Genomic DNA, 15,520 nt, shown 5'->3' on the forward strand with positions numbered 1-15,520 from the left:
TTTCGAGACCGAGGTTAGCCCTGCGAATCACGACAAACTTAGACATTGATCACATTCACTTTGAACTGAATATATTCACCTTTCAATCTATGACTCCAGTAGCAATTTACGCATTTTCCTCCCAGCAAACCCTGAATCTTCATGCAAAACCACCCCGATATATTTCAGGTTGATTCAACTTTTATTCATGCCAACTCACTGGAAAGATTAAAAGAAAAAACAAAAAAACATTAAAAAACAATGAAATGGGCGACAACTAAAATAATATCTGAATATTACTACCTGTGTATTGAATACATCGCCGTAACGAGAGGAACGCGGGAGAAATAAATACTCACATCGACCACATTCACTGCATAAATCTTTTCTTGTTCCAGATCATGGCATTGATGCCAACCCCATCAGGCCCAGCCTCATAAGTCACCACCTCTTTTTGCGGTTCAACTTAATATGCACAAAGTCCGCATCAAGGTGGGCAGCCATCCTCGTCGGTCACCACAACGCCTTTTGATACTTTTTTCATTAATTGAATTTATTCACCTCACCTTGCGCTGGCGCCAACCTCGACTTAACTCAGAAAGTGATCCGGATCACACAGGAATGGCACTACCAAGGAGTTGTTATGAAGATGAAACCCATGCTGTTGCTCGCGACTTTGCTGCTCTCTGCGCTCCCCACCCTCAGTCAGGCTGAAGGAGCCCCTGCCATACCCATGGTGGTATGCCATGTCGACAAGACCCCCCAGATGCTGGTGCCCGACTATGTCTGCCGCTGGCATGGCGGCAGTGTTCACTATTAACCTGCAGAACGAGAGGAGCATCACTCCTCTCGCCTTGTGATGAGCCAACCCCCTCCTATACTGAAATCAACGGTTTTCTCATGGATAGGGGAACGTCATGATCTTGTTGGTCGGTGGGGAGAAGGGTGGCAGTGGCAAGAGCTGCCTGGCGCAAAATCTGGCGGTCTACCTCAGATCCCAATTTCAGGGAGAGGTGTTACTGGTCGACTGCGACCCGCAACGCACTACCTCGGACTGGATTCAGGAACGCAATGACAACCCGGATCTGCCACAAATCAACTGCGTTCAGCTCTATGGCAATATTCGCAACGATCTGCTTAGCCTGAAAAATCGCTATGACTACGTCATCGTCGATTGCGGCGGGCAAGACAACCGGGCACTGCGCTCCACCATGGCTGTCGCCACCCACGCCCTGATCCCCTTGCGCCCGAAACGCCGCGACCTCAAGACCCTACCCCACATGGAAGATCTCATAACCACCTGCAAGATGGTCAATCCGACCCTCAATGCAGCCGTTGTATTGACCCAATGTCCATCTTTGCCCAATCAGGTAAAGCGGATTCTCGAGGCCAAAGAGGTATGTGCCTCGTTCGGAGTCGACGTACTGAATTCCATCACCTATGGCCGCAACGTCTACGACGATAGTGAGGAAAAGGGATTATCGGTGATGGAGATAGAACCGGATGGCAAATCTGCCGAAGAGATCCGGGCCATCGCCAAAGAGTTCCTGAAAGTGGGGGTATGAGATGGGCTTGGCGGACCTGAAGAAAAAGCATCAGCTGCATCACCAGAAGAAGTTCACTGTCGATGAATTTATCGAAGATGCTGAGTTCTACGCCAAGGGTAAACCCAAGGTTGTCAGCCTTGAGTTGAGTCTGCATAGGGATGAAGCCTTGTCGGCACTGGCCTTTATCGAGAGTGGTGAGCATCTGAAGCCCAGCTTTAAAAAAGCGACCTTCTCCATGAGTACAGTGGCCATCGATGAGCTGGGTAATCTGACCCAACAAGACGGCATGAACAAGTCCCTGCTACTGCGCCTCTTTACCCACTACTTCTCTTCGCTCACCCCTGAAGAGCGCCAAACCATCTATGAGCGCCTCAACCAGCACCTATAAATACCCCATTCACTGCTCTTTTCCTGCCGTCACACCCACATTGGGTGATCACCATCAGAGCACAGAATCTGTTTCCAAAGTAACCAAAATCCCGTGTAAGAGATCTGCCATTGCACATGTAAGCAAACAGCCTAAAAGATCCTCGAGATAATCGGAAAATAGGATCTTAAAACGTGAAGGCGATTAACTTAAGCAGCTGTTTATAAATGAATAAATCGAAGCACACCACTTTCGAAACAGCTAATAGAAAAAACGTTTTCCATTCTGACGTTGTAGCCGGTTAGAAAATCCTTATAGTTACTCATGCACGGACGCAATGAAGTCGGTCAGGAAGACTGGCTGCCAGGGTTGGGCAAATGGACTCGCCACAGGATGTGGTAAAGGACACCTCCCGGGACGGAGAAAGTGCGACGGGACAGGATGACTCGTCAGGCCAAGATGGCTAAAGGACACCCCAAAGGATTGGGAAGGGGAAACCTAAAGGAAGAGGTAAACAGTCAGGGATTGCAGGGAGCAACTTCGTTCAAGGATCTGAGCGATACGACTACCGGGGGCGACGCAAGTCGCCCCCATCTTTTTATCTGCATTTCACCGTCCCCTTGCTTGGCTCTCAATTGCTTGCCTCAGCGCAGAGACTTCTTACCAGAACCTTTCCGACCCGCTGCTTAAGCAAAAATACATATGAAAAGGGCGCCACGATGGCGCCCTTTTCTGTTTTCTAATCGGCAAACAAGCTTATATCACGCGAGAGAACTGTTGCTGGCGCGCCTTGTTGCGCAAGTACACGTCGAAACACATGCAGATATTGCGGATCAGCAGCTGCCCCGTGGAGGAGACCTCCAGACCATCCTCCGTCATACGCACCAATCCATCGTTGATGAAGGTCTGCAGCAGCTTGAGATCGTCGGCAAAATACTCTCTGAAATTGAGACCGTGCGCCTGCTCGACAGACGCAAAGTTCAGACGGAAATCACAGATAAGCCGCTTGATCACCTCACGGCGGATCAGGTCATCCTGATTGAGCGAGCAGCCTTTCCACTGGGCATGACCCAGCTCTGCAACCTGTGCGTAATACGCCTTGAGCTCTTTCTGGTTCTGGGAATAGGCATCACCGATCATGCTGATGGAGGAGACACCCAACCCCAGCAGATCGCAATCACCTTGAGTGGTATAACCCTGGAAGTTGCGGTGCAGCTTGCCCTCGCGCTGCGCCACTGCCAGCTCGTCATCGGGTTTGGCAAAATGGTCCATGCCGATGAACTGGTAACCCTGGCCAGTGAGGAAGGCAATGGTGTCCTGCAGCATGGCCAGCTTCTCCTGCGGCGCAGGCATATCAACCTCTTTCAACTTGCGCTGGGCAGCAAAGCGACTCGGCAGATGGGCATAGTTGAAGATGGAGAGGCGCGCCGGATCCGTCTTGAGCACTTCTTCCAGCGTATGGTGGAAGCTGACACGATCCTGATGCGGCAGGCCATAGATAAGGTCGAGGTTGGTCGAGCGGAAGCCTAGTTCACGGGCCCGTTCCAACATGGCTTTAATAAAGTCGTTGTCCTGCTCGCGGTTGACTGCGACCTGTACATCCTTGTTGAAGTCCTGCACCCCAAGGCTGATGCGGTTGAAGCCGACATCTCGCAGCACATCCAGCATGGTAATGGCAATCTCGCGCGGATCGACCTCGATGCTGAACTCCCCCTCTTCGGCGAAATGGAAGTGCTCACGCAGCATGGCCATCAGACGGCGCGTTTGCGCTTCATCCAGATAGGTGGGTGTACCGCCACCCCAGTGCAGCTGGGTGACCAGACGATGCTTGAAGAACGGGGCTTGCGCCTTGATCTCCTGCTCCAGGTAGTCGAGGTACTCGTCAGCCTTGTGCTGATGACGGGTAATGACCTTGTTGCAGCCGCAGTAGTAGCAGAGCTTGTGACAGAAAGGGATATGCACGTAGAGCGACAGATTGCGCTCGGGATACTGGCCAGCAGCGTGGACAAAATCCGGATAGCCGAAGCTCTCGTTGAACTCCAGCGCAGTGGGATAAGAGGTGTATCGCGGGCCACTGTAGTTATATTTTTCGATCAGGGCCTGATCCCACACAATCTGTTCTGCTTGCACGCTCGCTTCCTCTCTTGTTGTTATTGTTGGCTCACCGACCTAACTGAAAATCCTTCAGCTGGGCCACATCCTTGAGGATCTGAGCCTCCAGCTCGGCCTCGTAGCCGCTGCGTTCGAGATCCATCTTCATCACTTCATTGCGCTTGAGGGCACGTCTGGCCTCATGAGTCGGCATATCTTTCACCTTCTCATACAGCCCGTACAGACCCGGGAACTCGGCAACAAACGCCCGTCCCCCCTTGATCTGCAACGCATCCAGCAGATTGGTCAGCCGAATGGCGCCTTCGGAGTAATCACACTGCCCCTCCTGCACCGCATGAGCAATGACCCGCACGCTCTCCAAAATTCGTTCATTGCGAGCGGTAATCGCCTGCCACTGCATCGCTTGCTGTCGTCTCAGCCTGGCCAGCAGCATGCCTGCATAGATGGCCAATCCTGACAAAATCAGGCCGCCCAACAGGGCGGCCAGCATCCATCCACTCATCACTTTTTCTTCGGCTCAGGCTTGGGTTCCGGCTTGAAATCGACCTGGTTGAAACGGTCCCACAACTCCTCTTCGGAGGCTGGTTTCTGCTCGTCGAACTCGGCGTCATCGCCATCATCAAACGGCAGCTCGTCATCTTCATCATCGTCGTTGTCGATGATGCCCAGCTCATCCATCAGCTCCTGATAACGGTCGACACGCTGATCAACCCAGGCCTGCTCGGCCGCTTCCAGGGTTTCACCGGCATCAAGACGATCCAGCAGATCATTCAAGCGGTCATCGTTTTCGATGGACGCCAGCTCCTGCTCGGGCGTCATCACCAGCGTCTTCTCTTTCACCGCCTTGGGGGCTGTCGGCTTCTTCTGTTTGTCATCCACCACCAGTACCACCGGCTTGCGGGAACCGATACGCGGATCTTTGGACTGGCTGTTGCCAGACTTGCTCTTCGGCTGTTCAACTTGCTGACGAGAACCAGCCTTCAGGCCCTTGCGCTTGGCAGCCCGTTTACGCTCACGGCCTTCCTGAGCACTGACATCAGATTCTTTGCGCTTGCCAGTAGGCTTGCGAGTGGGTTGTTTGGCAGACATGAATGGCTAACTCCGAAAATAACTGGTTTGACCCGTACCCGGGATGATCTAACCCGGTGGGATACGATGCGAGGAACAGTAAGGCTGGAACAAGAGCAGGATCCCGCACCAATCAGGCCCAATCAGGCCACTGAACACCGCAGGATCGGTATCCTCTGGGCATGTTGCTGGTATTTTGACACAGAATGGCTAATCGGGTTAATGACCCAAAAGAAAAAAGGCAGCCGAAGCTGCCTTGATATGTTCATGCGTGCGCCATCCTGAATGGCAAAACAGTCTGTTTCGTCCTCTCCATGACAACTTGTCGCCGCATCATATCGTTGTGTGGTCATCCTGACCTTATATTGGTCGTTCCTGAATGTGCGTGTACCTGTTTGACCCGTCTCGACCGCATCCTGCCATCGTGCCGGGGAGTCTGCATCCCGCAACCCCATCCCGCTCCGGAGATGGTCACCATCCTGATCCTTCAATCCTTTGCCAGCTCATCCGAGCCCATGGCATCCCGCCACGCCAGCCATCCTCTGCTCACAACACCCTGTCGTGAAACCGCCACCCAATCCGTGGGTGAATCCATTAAGCCTACTGTACCAACTCTATAAAGCGGCTCAATCCACTCAAAACATTCTCAACATGTCGAAAAATATCAATATTTATATAATTCATTGATAAATAATGATTATTTAATATTTTATGCAATTTTATGAGCCTTGGCCTGCCTTGAGAATGGGAGATCTCTTACAGAACGGGGGGATTAAACCGAGAATTATCTGAAAGCCATAAAAACAACGGGGAGCCCAGGCTCCCCGTTTCAACTCAAATCGACCGTATCGACTATATCAGTGCAGACCCGCCACATATTTGGAGAGGGCTTCGATATCCTGATCAGTCAGTTTCTTGGCAACGTCCCGCATCATGCCATTCGGATCGTTGTCACGCGTCCCGGCACGGAATGCGGTGAGCTGAGCCTTGATATAGGCAGGATGCTGGCCGGACAGGTTGGGATACTTCGCCTGTTCGACACCCGAGCCACGGGGACCATGGCAAGCCGTACAAGCTGCCAGACCGCGACTCATGTCACCACCCATATAGAGTGCCTTGCCCGCTTCGACCACGTCGTCAGGGACAGCGATAGGGGTAACCTTCAGGCTGGAGAAATAAGCCGCCAGGTCATCCATGTCCTGTTCCGACAAAGGTAACGCCATCGGCCCCATCACTGGCGCAACCCGGCCAATTTGACCAGAAGCGGCAGCCTTCAGTTCAACTAACTGTTTTTTGATATATGATGCGTGCTGACCAGCAATTTTGGGGTACATATCAACCAGGCTGTTTCCGTCCGGTCCATGACAAGCCGCACAAACGGCAGCCTTGGTCTGTCCCGCAGCGGCATCGCCCTTGGCTTGTGCCATCCCCGTTACGCCAACCATCAGAGCAAGAGTAATGACTAGGTTCTTCATGGCGTTCCAACTTTTCGTTATTAGGCTTCCAGATCCCATGCCGCTGAAGGCATGTTAAAATAAACGCGTTTAAGCGACGCTATTTTACACCATTTTACAAAAAAGTAACTCTATAACCCTCTATCTCCATGGGGAATTTACGTTGGATACACAAACTCTGAATTTCAATAAGGTGCATTTTGTGACCAGCGCACCCGACATCCGTCACCTGCCAAATGATGGGGGTGTCGAGATCGCGTTTGCCGGCCGTTCCAACGCCGGTAAGTCATCTGCATTGAACACCTTAACCAAACACAAGAACTTGGCGCGCACCAGTAAGACACCCGGTCGTACCCAGCTGATCAACCTGTTTGAGCTGGAACCGGGCAAGCGTCTGGTCGACTTGCCGGGTTATGGTTATGCGCAAGTTCCGCTGGAAATGAAGCTCAAGTGGCAAAAGTCACTGGCAGAGTATCTGCAGCGCCGTGAGTCATTGAAAGGTCTGGTGATCCTGATGGACATCCGCCACCCGCTCAAAGATACCGACATGAACATGCTGGAGTGGAGCTCGCACCGTCAGTTGCCCGTCATGCTGCTGCTGACCAAGGCTGACAAATTGAGCCCAGGCCCACGCAACAACCAAGTGATCAAGGTGCGCCAGGCCGTTGCCAACCTCGGTTCCCAGATCCAGGTCGAAGCGTTCTCCTCCCTCACCAATATCGGTGTGGAAAAGCTGGCGAAAACCCTGACCGAATGGTACGTCAGTGGTGACGATACCGACCTGCTGAACGCTGACGAACAGCAACCTGCCGAGGAGTAATCTACTCCTCGCTCTCCTTGCAATTGGCGGAGCACTCCTCCGCTGATTGAAAGGGTTTCAGATTGCCGCTTTCACCTGCCTCACGACAAACACCCCGCATTCGCCTCCCCGGCTATATCCATTACTGCTTACAGTTCATATAGATAGGTAGTTGATTCACGCAAGAAATTAACATCTAAAGACGTTGAGAGCGTTTTCAAATTCGTTCTTTCAAAACGAACAATAATTACAAAAATAGACAAAAATGAAATTTAATTACAAGATCTAACCAAAAGGGATAAAAATGAGGCCGGACGACAGTGATGCCATCCAGCCTGAAATAATAAGTTCAAAAAATTGGGAAGAAGCTGAATCTTGAGTACCAGACGACAGGTATTCCTCAAGAAGCAGCCTCATTCTATCAAATGCATCGCCAATTTAAAGCATTTACTCTAAATGGCGCGCATAAAAAAACACCCCGACGAGAACCTCATCGGGGCAGCTATTCAGCCACATTCAATTACGTGAAATAAAAGGTCTGAAAGATAGAACATCTTACCTCTGTACCCTACGCAGACAACTGTACAGCAAAGCAGCAGAAAGTGAAAGTAATTTATGTAATTTAGTTTCACAGCTTATAGATTAAGAAAAAATCTTTTATTTTCATGCAGATAAAAAAATCCCCAGTACGAATACCGGGGAGTTATAAAGGTGACTAGCTAGCACTTCCTCAACTATCTAGTTAGTCAGCGTCATTTCAAAGTAGTTCCGCTACAAAACAAAAAAACTTTGAAAAATCAGAGATAGATAGCGCCATCTTCAGCAAACTCTTGTTCTTCAATGAGTTTTTCAGCCATGTCTTCAATATCAAAACGTACACTTTCGAAGGCTCTGACGATGTCATCCTCCCTCGTCAGCGCCAGACCTGTCATTCTCTCCAGCCGCCGCTGACTGATGTAACAATCTATCAGCGCCCCCATCTGCTGAGCAGGAAAACGCACCCGCTGTTCGTCAGCCTGCCACTCCATCAGGTCAGGAAACAGAATACCCTGGTTCATATGACCCCCAAGTTACGCTTCAACTCTCTCAATACCTGTTTAGTCCCGGGACGAATTCCGCGCCACACGGTAAACGCTTCGGCGGCCTGTTCCACCAGCATGCCGATTCCATCCATGGTTTGACGGGCCCCATGCTGTTTGGCCCAACTGATAAACGCCGTATCCGAGGCGCCATACATCATGTCGTAGATGGCAATATCAGTGTGGATCAGGGCGGGGGCCAACGGCGGCAGCTCCCCTTGCAGGCTGGCGGAGGTAGAGTTGATGACGAGATCGAATGACCCTGCCAACTGCTCATAGGTCTGGGCAGTCACAGGCCCCAGATCGCAGAATTCGGCTGCCAACTGTTGCGCTTTTGCGTGGGTGCGGTTGGCGATCACCAGCTCGCTCGGCAACTCGGCCAGCAGCGGCGCCAATGCACCGCGAGCCGCGCCACCGGCACCCAGCAGCAGGATCCGGCTATCCGCCAGCGTCACACCATGGGACTTGAGATCGGCGACCAGACCGGCGCCATCGGTATTATCCCCCAGCAACACGCCATCATCGGTCAGCTTGATGGTATTGACCGCGCCCGCCAGCTTGGCCCTTGGGCTCAAGCGATCGACCAGAGTAAATGCCTGCTCCTTGAAGGGAACGGTGACATTACATCCCTTGCCCCCTTGGTCAAAGAAGGTGCGCAGGGCGTGGGCAAACTCGTCGACGGCGGGTTCAGCCAGCCCATACTCCAGCTCTTGCTGGGTTTGTCTGGCAAACAGGGTGTGAATGAAGGGGGACTTGCTGTGGCGCACCGGGTGGCCAAAAACCAGATAACGATCCATCAAAGAGTTCCATCAGAGGGCAATATTCCGATTTAACGGGTTTTCACTCTCGGGAACAAGCCGAATAACGGCCAGTAAAAAGGGACCATCATGGTCCCTCGGGTCACAGCCATTCTCGCGGCGTGAGGTAATCGGTGTAGAGCAAGGCTTCAGGAGTGCCCGCCTCCGGCTGCCAGTCATACTCCCAACGTGCCAGCGGTGGCATCGACATCAGGATCGACTCGGTACGTCCGCCGGTCTGCAACCCGAACAGGGTGCCTCGGTCATACACCAGATTGAACTCCACATAACGGCCGCGACGATAGAGCTGGAACTCCCGCTCCCGCTCGCCATAGGGCAGCGCCTTGCGTCGTTCAATGATCGGCAGGTAAGCATCGAGATATCCCCGACCTACCGCCTGCATAAAGGCAAAGCAGTCGGCAAAGGGCCAGCGATTCAGATCGTCGAAGAAGAGGCCGCCCACCCCTCGCGTCTCGTTGCGGTGTTTGAGGAAGAAGTAGCGATCGCACCAGGATTTGAACTCGGGGTAGATCTCATCACCAAATGGCTGGCAGAGATCACGGGAGACCTGATGCCAATGCTGCACATCCTCGGCAAACGGGTAGAAAGGCGTCAAATCGAAGCCACCGCCAAACCACCAAATGGGCTCTTCACCCTCTTTCTCGGCAATGAAGAAACGGACGTTGGCGTGGCTGGTCGGCACATAGGGGTTGTGCGGATGGATCACCAGCGACACGCCCATAGCCTCGAACTTGCGACCGGCCAACTCTGGCCGATGGGCTGTAGCAGAGGCAGGCATGGCATCGCCATAGACATGGGAGAAGTTGACGCCCCCCTGCTCGATCACCGCGCCGTGGCGCAGCACACGGGTGCGACCACCGCCACCGCCTTCACGGCTCCAGGCATCTTCCACAAAGTGTCCGGCACCGTCGGCCATTTCCAGACCACGGCAGATCTCGTCCTGCAACTGCAACAGGAAGGCCTTGACCTGGGCCACATCCGGTTTGCTCATCTTGTCTCCAGTCAGGCAGGATCGTGAACGCCCTGTCCATTTTTATAGTTAAATCAATCCGATGAGCTCACCGCTCAGCGGATTGATAGCAAATCATGACGTATCCGCCTGTTCAGGAGGGGCGAATAATGGCGCCGGTTCGGGCGTCCTTGATCTCGGATGGGTTAGCTTGACCACCCACTTCCCCGGGCAGGATATAGGCTAACTTGCTTGCCAGCCGCTCACCAATATCGGCCACGCGGCGAGCCGGCTCCTCACCGGTCAGGTTGGCGCTGGTAGAGACCAGCGGCTTGCCAAAGGCACGGCACAACGCCTGTACCTGAGGATGAGCCGTCACGCGTACCGCGAGGGTCTCGAACTGCCCGGTCAGCCAGGCTGGCGTCGTCGCACGGGCAGGCATGATCCAGGTAAAAGGACCGGGCCAGCTGGCTTCAACCAGAGCCAGTTGCTCACCGCTAAGCTGACTCAGATCGATGTAATCCTGCAATTGCGCCACGTCGGCAGCAATCAGGATCAACCCTTTCTCTACCGGACGCTGTTTGATGGCCAGCAGTCGCTGCACCGCCACTTCGGAGTCGGGATCACAACCCAGACCAAACACAGCCTCGGTCGCATAGGCAATCACCCCTTCCTGCTGGAGGGCGGCAACCGCCTGTTCAAATTCATTTGGCATAGGAAAAATGCGGCAGCCAGGCTGCCGCCTCGTCACTTAGTAGCAAGTTGAATCCATACGGCGGCGACCACAACAAAGTGACGTTTTGCTGTAGCACAGGAAAAATACGACACATCCGGATCGCCACCCGTTCACTTACTTGAGTTGAGCCTGCAGGGCGGCATCCTTGGCCATCACCTCTTCGGCATTCTTCTGGCGTTCGGCCCGAACCTTGGCTGCCAGTTCATCATCGGCTACTGCCAGCATCTGGGCTGCCAGATAACCTGCGTTCTTGGCACCGGCTTTGCCGATCGCCACAGTCGCCACCGGTACACCACCCGGCATCTGCACGGTGGAGAGCAGCGCATCCAGCCCCTTGAGCGGGCCACCATCGATGGGCACCCCGATCACAGGACGAGTCGTGATGCCGGCTACGGCACCCGCTAGGTGCGCAGCCAGACCGGCAGCACAGATAAAGACCTTGCAGCCACGGGCCTCGGCATCGGTCACATACTGATGGGTCGCAGCCGGCGTGCGGTGCGCGGAGGTGACTTTGACTTCCACTGCGATATCAAATGACTTGAGCACCTCGAGGGTGCTCTGCATCACGGGGAAATCAGAATCAGAGCCCATCAATACGGCAACAAAGGGTTTATTCATGGTGGGAATTTCCTTACTCCAAGTGGGGGGTTGAAGTTCACCGAAAACGTTTCAATCCGGTTGCGGCGGCGGGATTATACCTGCTCACTTTGGTGGCCGCATTTCTTTTGCGGACAGACCCAACGCAGCGTTCCCCTCACTTTTTTCTCGACCATGATGCCCCAACCACACGCGGGACAAGGCATGGGGATCGGCTTGTCGTTCACCACATATTTGCAATGGGGATAGCCATCACAGGAGTAAAATTGCTTGCCATAGCGGGAGGTCCGGCTCACCAGATGACCCTTGCCGCACTCGGGGCAGAGGATCTGGGTATCATCGCTCTCCTGCAGGGATTCGATGTGCTGACAGGCCGGATACTGAGTGCAGCCGACAAACAGACCGTAACGCCCCTTCTTGATCGCCAGCGGCTGTCCGCAATCGGGACAGGCAGAGCCTTCGAGCACCTTTTCGATGTCGCGGCCGGATGGCGTCAGGGAGCGAATGTAATCACAGGCAGGATAGGCAGAACAGCCGAGAAAGGGGCCATGTTTGCCCTGGCGGATCACCAGCTCGGCCCCGCACTGCGGGCACGGCTCGCGCTCGAAGGCATGTTCGTGGGCTGAAAAGAGGTGATGATCGATTTTTGACATGGGCCGCGCCTTGAAATCCAGATGGCCTGAATTCTACCAGCGCGGCACCGGACTGTCAGTGAATGACGCCGTCTGACTCATCAAACACCAGCTCTTCCATCTGCTGGTAGGCATTTTCACTGCCCGGTACGTTGAACAGCACCATCATGACGACCCACTTCAGGTCATCCAGCTCGATATCCGGTTTGTCCAACTCGAGCAGACGCTCGATACAGATCTCGCGGGTTTCGGCATTCAGTACCTGGGCCTGTTCCAGAAATAGCAGGAAGCCGCGGCACTCGGTGCTGAGGCGTGCCAGCTCTTGCGGGGCATAGATACGCATCGAGCCTTGCGCGCTGGCGGCCACATAGACCTCCCGCTCGCTATCATGCAGATTGGCCAGTCGCTCCAACCAGTCGAGCGCCTTGTCGATCTCTTCCTTGTCAAAACCGGCTCGGCTCAACTCGTCGGTGAGTTCATTCTGCTCGACCATCACATCTGCATCGCTGTGGATGTAGGTCTCGAAAAGGTACATCAATACATCAAACATGATTCGCCCTCCTCGCTCTGACGTATCCACCGGCTACCGCCATCACTGCACCGACCAACTCCAGCTCTACCAACCTGCCCAATACCACTTCGACAGGAAGCTGGGTCCGCTCGGCAACGGTATCCACGCTCGTGGTCTCGTAATCTACGTTATCCAACAAATCAGCATAAGGCAATTCGCTATTATGCTGTTGCTCAGATGGTATGGCCGACGGATCTGGCCGTGCGAACCACTCTGGCAACTCTTCCACTATATCGGCCGCACTCAGCACAAGTTTGGCCCCCTGCTGAATTAATCTGTTGCACCCTATCGCCTGGGCGTTTTGCGGGGCGCCGGGTACCGCAAACACTTCGCGCCCCTGCTCCAGTGCATAGCGAGCGGTGATCAGCGAACCACTCTGCTCGGTCGCCTCCACCACCAGAGTTCCCAACGACAGACCACTGATAATACGGTTGCGACGAGGAAAATGTTCAGCCAGCGGCCCTTTATCCGGCGCCAGCTCGGAGATAAGCAAACCACCTTTCTCCAGAATCTGACCTGCCAGTCCCTGATGGCGTTTGGGGTAGAGGCAATCCAGCCCGGAGCCCAACACGGCAAGGGTGATACCACCACAAGCCAGCGCCTGCTGATGGCAAACACCATCGATACCGAGCGCAAGGCCCGAGGTGATGGCGAACCCGCATCTAACCAGTTCGCTACAGAGACGGGACGCGTTATCTTTGCCTGCATAGGTGGGATGACGTGTCCCCACCATCGCCAGCTGGGGTAGCGACAGCGCTTCAAGATCGCCACGGCAGTAGAGCAACAGGGGGGCCGCGGGAATTTCACGCAACAAGGGCGGATAAACAGGGTGATCTTGCGGAATAAGGAGATTGCCAGGTAACGCGGCCCAAGCCAGACTCTGCTCAACAACCGGCGAGGGCCAGCGCAGTTGTTTGATCTGCTCTGACGACAGCCCCATACCGTGCAGCTGTGTTTCATCGCTCTGAAACAGGGCATCAATCGAACCGCCGATCTGCTCCAGCAGCCGAACTGCGGTTACAGGGCCGATTCCGGTAACCGCATTGAGGGTTAACCAGAGCGCCAAGCGCTCATCGGGGTAATTCACGTCAGAAGTGAGTGACCTGATAACCCGAGCTCACCATGTCCTTGCTCTGCATGATGAGGCCATAACTCAGCTTGTCATACACCTTGAACAACATGACGCGGGCAATCGCTTCAGAGGGCAGTGGTGCCTTCTGGTTGCCACTACTGTAGAACACCTTGTCGTAGACAGAGGAGAACTCCTTGTATTTCACTGCACCATTCTTGGTGACCAGCGCAGCCCCCGGACGCCGAACATCGAGCACATCGCCCGCGGAGAGTTGATCCCGAGCGCCTTTGTTAATCAAGACCACATCAAACTTGCCCCCTCCCCTGGCTTTGCTCGGCAAGTCGATGATGTAGCCAGGGGCAATCGCCGGGGCAGCCTTGGGCATGAAAACCGCAGGCATGTTCTCCTGAGGGGGCAGCTCCATAATCTTGTCACCCTGCAATACTTCACGCTGGTTGTGGGTGAGAGTAACTTCGGTCCGATCACCATCCAGCAGCGCTACCGCACGCACCACGCCTGCAAAGATGGCCTCCTGACCCAAAAGCTCACCTGTCTCGCGATCCTTGTAGACCACCCCGGGATGATAGATGCCATACATCTTGCCCGGTATCAGAGCTCCCTGCACATAGAGGGTGTCCCCCTCAAGCATTCCAAGGTGCTTTTCGTCTGAACCCAGCAAATAGGGCAGCATTTTCTGCTGCTGACTGTCGGCCAAAATATGGTCCGTCTGCAAAAAGGGACCTATCTCGCTGAAGGGCAGAGTAGGGATAGGATTTGCCTTGCTCTCATAACGGGTTTTCGGGCCGAGACGGATGACCTGTTTGTCCCCCTGCATCGCTTTGCCCAGCCGGGGCTCACCATTGACCCAGCTCAGGTGCAGCACGTCCCCTGGGTAGATCCAGTGCGGATTGGCAATCTGTGGATTGATGTTCCAGAGCCGGGGCCACAGCCATGGCTCAGAGAGATATTTGCCGGAGATATCCCACAGGGTATCGCCTTTTTGCACTACATAGCTTTCGGGATAACCCGCTTTCAACCTCAGCTGATCGGCCAGAGCAGCTTGGCTCATGGTCACCAGCAGGCAGGTGAGGATGGTTTGCTTCAGATACATAACACTCCCTGTTACCTCTGCGCGCAAAGTGTTGCTGTTTTTTGTCGGCGTAAATGACTAGAATTACGCCAATATTGACTGCATTTATACGAAACTAAAGAAAAAACTATGGCCATTCTAGATGTATTGCGTTTTCCCGATGAGCGTCTGCGTACTATCGCAGCCCCTGTCGAGACCTTTACACCCGAGTTACAACAAATTGTAGATGATATGTTCGAAACCATGTATGCGGAGGAAGGCATTGGCCTAGCCGCAACGCAGGTGGATATTCATCAACGCATCATAGTGATCGATGTCTCTGAAAACCGTGAAGATCCTCTGGTATTGATCAATCCGGAAGTGATCTCCCAGTGTGGCAGCACCGGCATTGAAGAGGGTTGTCTCTCCGTGCCTGGCAGCCGCGCTCTGGTGCCTCGCGCTGAGCAGATCAAGATCCGCGCCCTGGATCGCCACGGCAAACCGTTCGAGCTGGAAGCGGACGACCTGCTCGCCATCTGTATCCAGCACGAGATGGACCACCTGATGGGCAAGTTGTTCGTGGATTACCTGTCCCCGCTCAAGCGCCAGCGCATTCGCCAGAAGCTGGAAAAGATGGCCCGTGAAGATCGCAAAGTCCTCTGAGGATCTGC

General features: G+C 54.0%; 18 protein-coding genes. 5 read left to right on the forward strand and 13 right to left on the reverse strand.

Going from position 1 to position 15,520, the window contains the following annotated elements; genetic code table 11:
- The first annotated feature begins 622 nt into the window (after positions 1-622).
- The 3 genes from G5168_RS07500 to G5168_RS07510 all read left to right on the forward strand — a co-directional run bounded on the left by G5168_RS07500 (position 623) and on the right by G5168_RS07510 (position 1,914).
- The gene (locus G5168_RS07500) at positions 623-799 is read left to right on the forward strand and encodes a hypothetical protein (RefSeq protein ID WP_216952272.1); all 177 of its coding nucleotides are present in this window, start codon (positions 623-625) and stop codon (positions 797-799) included.
- Positions 800-896: 97 nt separating this feature from the next.
- The gene (locus G5168_RS07505; RefSeq protein WP_216952274.1) at positions 897-1,544 is read left to right on the forward strand and encodes an AAA family ATPase; all 648 of its coding nucleotides are present in this window, start codon (positions 897-899) and stop codon (positions 1,542-1,544) included.
- A 1-nt stretch (position 1,545) separates the two neighbouring features.
- The gene (locus tag G5168_RS07510) at positions 1,546-1,914 is read left to right on the forward strand and encodes a CopG family transcriptional regulator (protein WP_216952276.1); all 369 of its coding nucleotides are present in this window, start codon (positions 1,546-1,548) and stop codon (positions 1,912-1,914) included.
- A gap of 735 nt (positions 1,915-2,649) precedes the next feature.
- Here the strand turns inward: G5168_RS07510 and hemN are convergent.
- The 4 genes from hemN to G5168_RS07530 form a co-directional block, all read right to left on the reverse strand.
- Complete coding sequence (hemN, locus tag G5168_RS07515) at positions 2,650-4,023, reverse strand: oxygen-independent coproporphyrinogen III oxidase (RefSeq protein ID WP_216979906.1); 1,374 nt, start codon at positions 4,021-4,023, stop codon at positions 2,650-2,652.
- Between the two features lie 31 nt (positions 4,024-4,054).
- Positions 4,055-4,495 (reverse strand): DUF2489 domain-containing protein, encoded by a 441-nt coding sequence (locus G5168_RS07520; RefSeq protein ID WP_005339712.1) that lies wholly within the window; start codon positions 4,493-4,495, stop codon positions 4,055-4,057.
- Positions 4,496-4,506: 11 nt separating this feature from the next.
- Positions 4,507-5,094 carry a Der GTPase-activating protein YihI gene (gene yihI / locus G5168_RS07525; protein WP_216979905.1) on the reverse strand — a complete coding sequence of 196 codons (588 nt, stop codon included), beginning with the start codon at positions 5,092-5,094 and terminating at the stop codon, positions 4,507-4,509.
- A gap of 836 nt (positions 5,095-5,930) precedes the next feature.
- On the reverse strand, positions 5,931-6,548 hold the full coding sequence (locus G5168_RS07530; protein ID WP_005339710.1) for a c-type cytochrome: 618 nt from the start codon (positions 6,546-6,548) through the stop codon (positions 5,931-5,933).
- 142 nt (positions 6,549-6,690) lie between these two features.
- Here G5168_RS07530 and yihA point away from each other — a divergent pair, with 142 nt between their 5' ends.
- Positions 6,691-7,347 carry a ribosome biogenesis GTP-binding protein YihA/YsxC gene (gene yihA, locus G5168_RS07535; protein ID WP_064337553.1) on the forward strand — a complete coding sequence of 219 codons (657 nt, stop codon included), beginning with the start codon at positions 6,691-6,693 and terminating at the stop codon, positions 7,345-7,347.
- Between the two features lie 776 nt (positions 7,348-8,123).
- On the opposite strand, the gene G5168_RS07540 is transcribed toward yihA, so the two are convergent.
- The 9 genes from G5168_RS07540 to G5168_RS07580 all read right to left on the reverse strand — a co-directional run bounded on the left by G5168_RS07540 (position 8,124) and on the right by G5168_RS07580 (position 14,891).
- Positions 8,124-8,384 (reverse strand): DUF1488 domain-containing protein, encoded by a 261-nt coding sequence (locus G5168_RS07540; RefSeq protein ID WP_019445781.1) that lies wholly within the window; start codon positions 8,382-8,384, stop codon positions 8,124-8,126.
- Complete coding sequence (gene aroE / locus G5168_RS07545; RefSeq protein ID WP_227341767.1) at positions 8,381-9,202, reverse strand: shikimate dehydrogenase; 822 nt, start codon at positions 9,200-9,202, stop codon at positions 8,381-8,383. Before aroE ends, G5168_RS07540 begins: the two co-directional genes overlap by 4 nt.
- 103 nt (positions 9,203-9,305) lie before the next feature.
- Positions 9,306-10,214 carry an oxygen-dependent coproporphyrinogen oxidase gene (hemF, locus tag G5168_RS07550; protein WP_043823181.1) on the reverse strand — a complete coding sequence of 303 codons (909 nt, stop codon included), beginning with the start codon at positions 10,212-10,214 and terminating at the stop codon, positions 9,306-9,308.
- A gap of 112 nt (positions 10,215-10,326) precedes the next feature.
- On the reverse strand, positions 10,327-10,887 hold the full coding sequence (locus tag G5168_RS07555; protein ID WP_227341766.1) for an L-threonylcarbamoyladenylate synthase: 561 nt from the start codon (positions 10,885-10,887) through the stop codon (positions 10,327-10,329).
- Positions 10,888-11,022: 135 nt separating this feature from the next.
- Positions 11,023-11,526 carry a 5-(carboxyamino)imidazole ribonucleotide mutase gene (purE, locus tag G5168_RS07560; protein ID WP_005341951.1) on the reverse strand — a complete coding sequence of 168 codons (504 nt, stop codon included), beginning with the start codon at positions 11,524-11,526 and terminating at the stop codon, positions 11,023-11,025.
- 74 nt (positions 11,527-11,600) lie between these two features.
- A complete protein-coding gene (locus G5168_RS07565; protein ID WP_042054851.1) occupies positions 11,601-12,158 on the reverse strand; it encodes a type I DNA topoisomerase in 558 nt (185 codons plus the stop codon).
- A 55-nt stretch (positions 12,159-12,213) separates the two neighbouring features.
- A complete protein-coding gene (locus G5168_RS07570) occupies positions 12,214-12,687 on the reverse strand; it encodes a DUF494 family protein (protein ID WP_227341765.1) in 474 nt (157 codons plus the stop codon).
- Entirely contained in the window at positions 12,680-13,795 is a 1,116-nt protein-coding gene (dprA, locus tag G5168_RS07575) for a DNA-processing protein DprA (RefSeq protein WP_227341764.1), read from the reverse strand. Before dprA ends, G5168_RS07570 begins: the two co-directional genes overlap by 8 nt.
- A gap of 1 nt (position 13,796) precedes the next feature.
- A complete protein-coding gene (locus tag G5168_RS07580) occupies positions 13,797-14,891 on the reverse strand; it encodes a LysM peptidoglycan-binding domain-containing protein (RefSeq protein WP_227341763.1) in 1,095 nt (364 codons plus the stop codon).
- 108 nt (positions 14,892-14,999) lie between these two features.
- Here G5168_RS07580 and def point away from each other — a divergent pair, with 108 nt between their 5' ends.
- Positions 15,000-15,512 (forward strand): peptide deformylase, encoded by a 513-nt coding sequence (gene def / locus G5168_RS07585; RefSeq protein ID WP_216952294.1) that lies wholly within the window; start codon positions 15,000-15,002, stop codon positions 15,510-15,512.
- Positions 15,513-15,520 lie beyond the last annotated feature (8 nt).

This window comes from Aeromonas sp. 600724 (assembly GCF_049175135.1).
GTDB lineage: Bacteria > Pseudomonadota > Gammaproteobacteria > Enterobacterales > Aeromonadaceae > Aeromonas > Aeromonas veronii_A.

Bases quoted from the DNA above. Each gene is read 5' to 3' on its own strand.
- G5168_RS07530 (WP_005339710.1), bottom strand. From the start codon at position 6,548: ATGAAGAACCTAGTCATTACTCTTGCTCTGATGGTTGGCGTAACGGGG.
- G5168_RS07580 (WP_227341763.1), bottom strand. From the start codon at position 14,891: ATGTATCTGAAGCAAACCATCCTCACCTGCCTGCTGGTGACCATGAGC.
- G5168_RS07555 (WP_227341766.1), bottom strand. From the start codon at position 10,887: ATGCCAAATGAATTTGAACAGGCGGTTGCCGCCCTCCAGCAGGAAGGG.
- G5168_RS07540 (WP_019445781.1), bottom strand. From the start codon at position 8,384: ATGAACCAGGGTATTCTGTTTCCTGACCTGATGGAGTGGCAGGCTGAC.
- G5168_RS07520 (WP_005339712.1), bottom strand. From the start codon at position 4,495: ATGCTGGCCGCCCTGTTGGGCGGCCTGATTTTGTCAGGATTGGCCATC.
- G5168_RS07505 (WP_216952274.1), top strand. From the start codon at position 897: ATGATCTTGTTGGTCGGTGGGGAGAAGGGTGGCAGTGGCAAGAGCTGC.
- G5168_RS07510 (WP_216952276.1), top strand. From the start codon at position 1,546: ATGGGCTTGGCGGACCTGAAGAAAAAGCATCAGCTGCATCACCAGAAG.
- hemF (WP_043823181.1), bottom strand. From the start codon at position 10,214: ATGAGCAAACCGGATGTGGCCCAGGTCAAGGCCTTCCTGTTGCAGTTG.
- yihI (WP_216979905.1), bottom strand. From the start codon at position 5,094: ATGTCTGCCAAACAACCCACTCGCAAGCCTACTGGCAAGCGCAAAGAA.
- G5168_RS07570 (WP_227341765.1), bottom strand. From the start codon at position 12,687: ATGTTTGATGTATTGATGTACCTTTTCGAGACCTACATCCACAGCGAT.
- G5168_RS07500 (WP_216952272.1), top strand. From the start codon at position 623: ATGAAGATGAAACCCATGCTGTTGCTCGCGACTTTGCTGCTCTCTGCG.
- aroE (WP_227341767.1), bottom strand. From the start codon at position 9,202: ATGGATCGTTATCTGGTTTTTGGCCACCCGGTGCGCCACAGCAAGTCC.
- def (WP_216952294.1), top strand. From the start codon at position 15,000: ATGGCCATTCTAGATGTATTGCGTTTTCCCGATGAGCGTCTGCGTACT.
- purE (WP_005341951.1), bottom strand. From the start codon at position 11,526: ATGAATAAACCCTTTGTTGCCGTATTGATGGGCTCTGATTCTGATTTC.
- G5168_RS07565 (WP_042054851.1), bottom strand. From the start codon at position 12,158: ATGTCAAAAATCGATCATCACCTCTTTTCAGCCCACGAACATGCCTTC.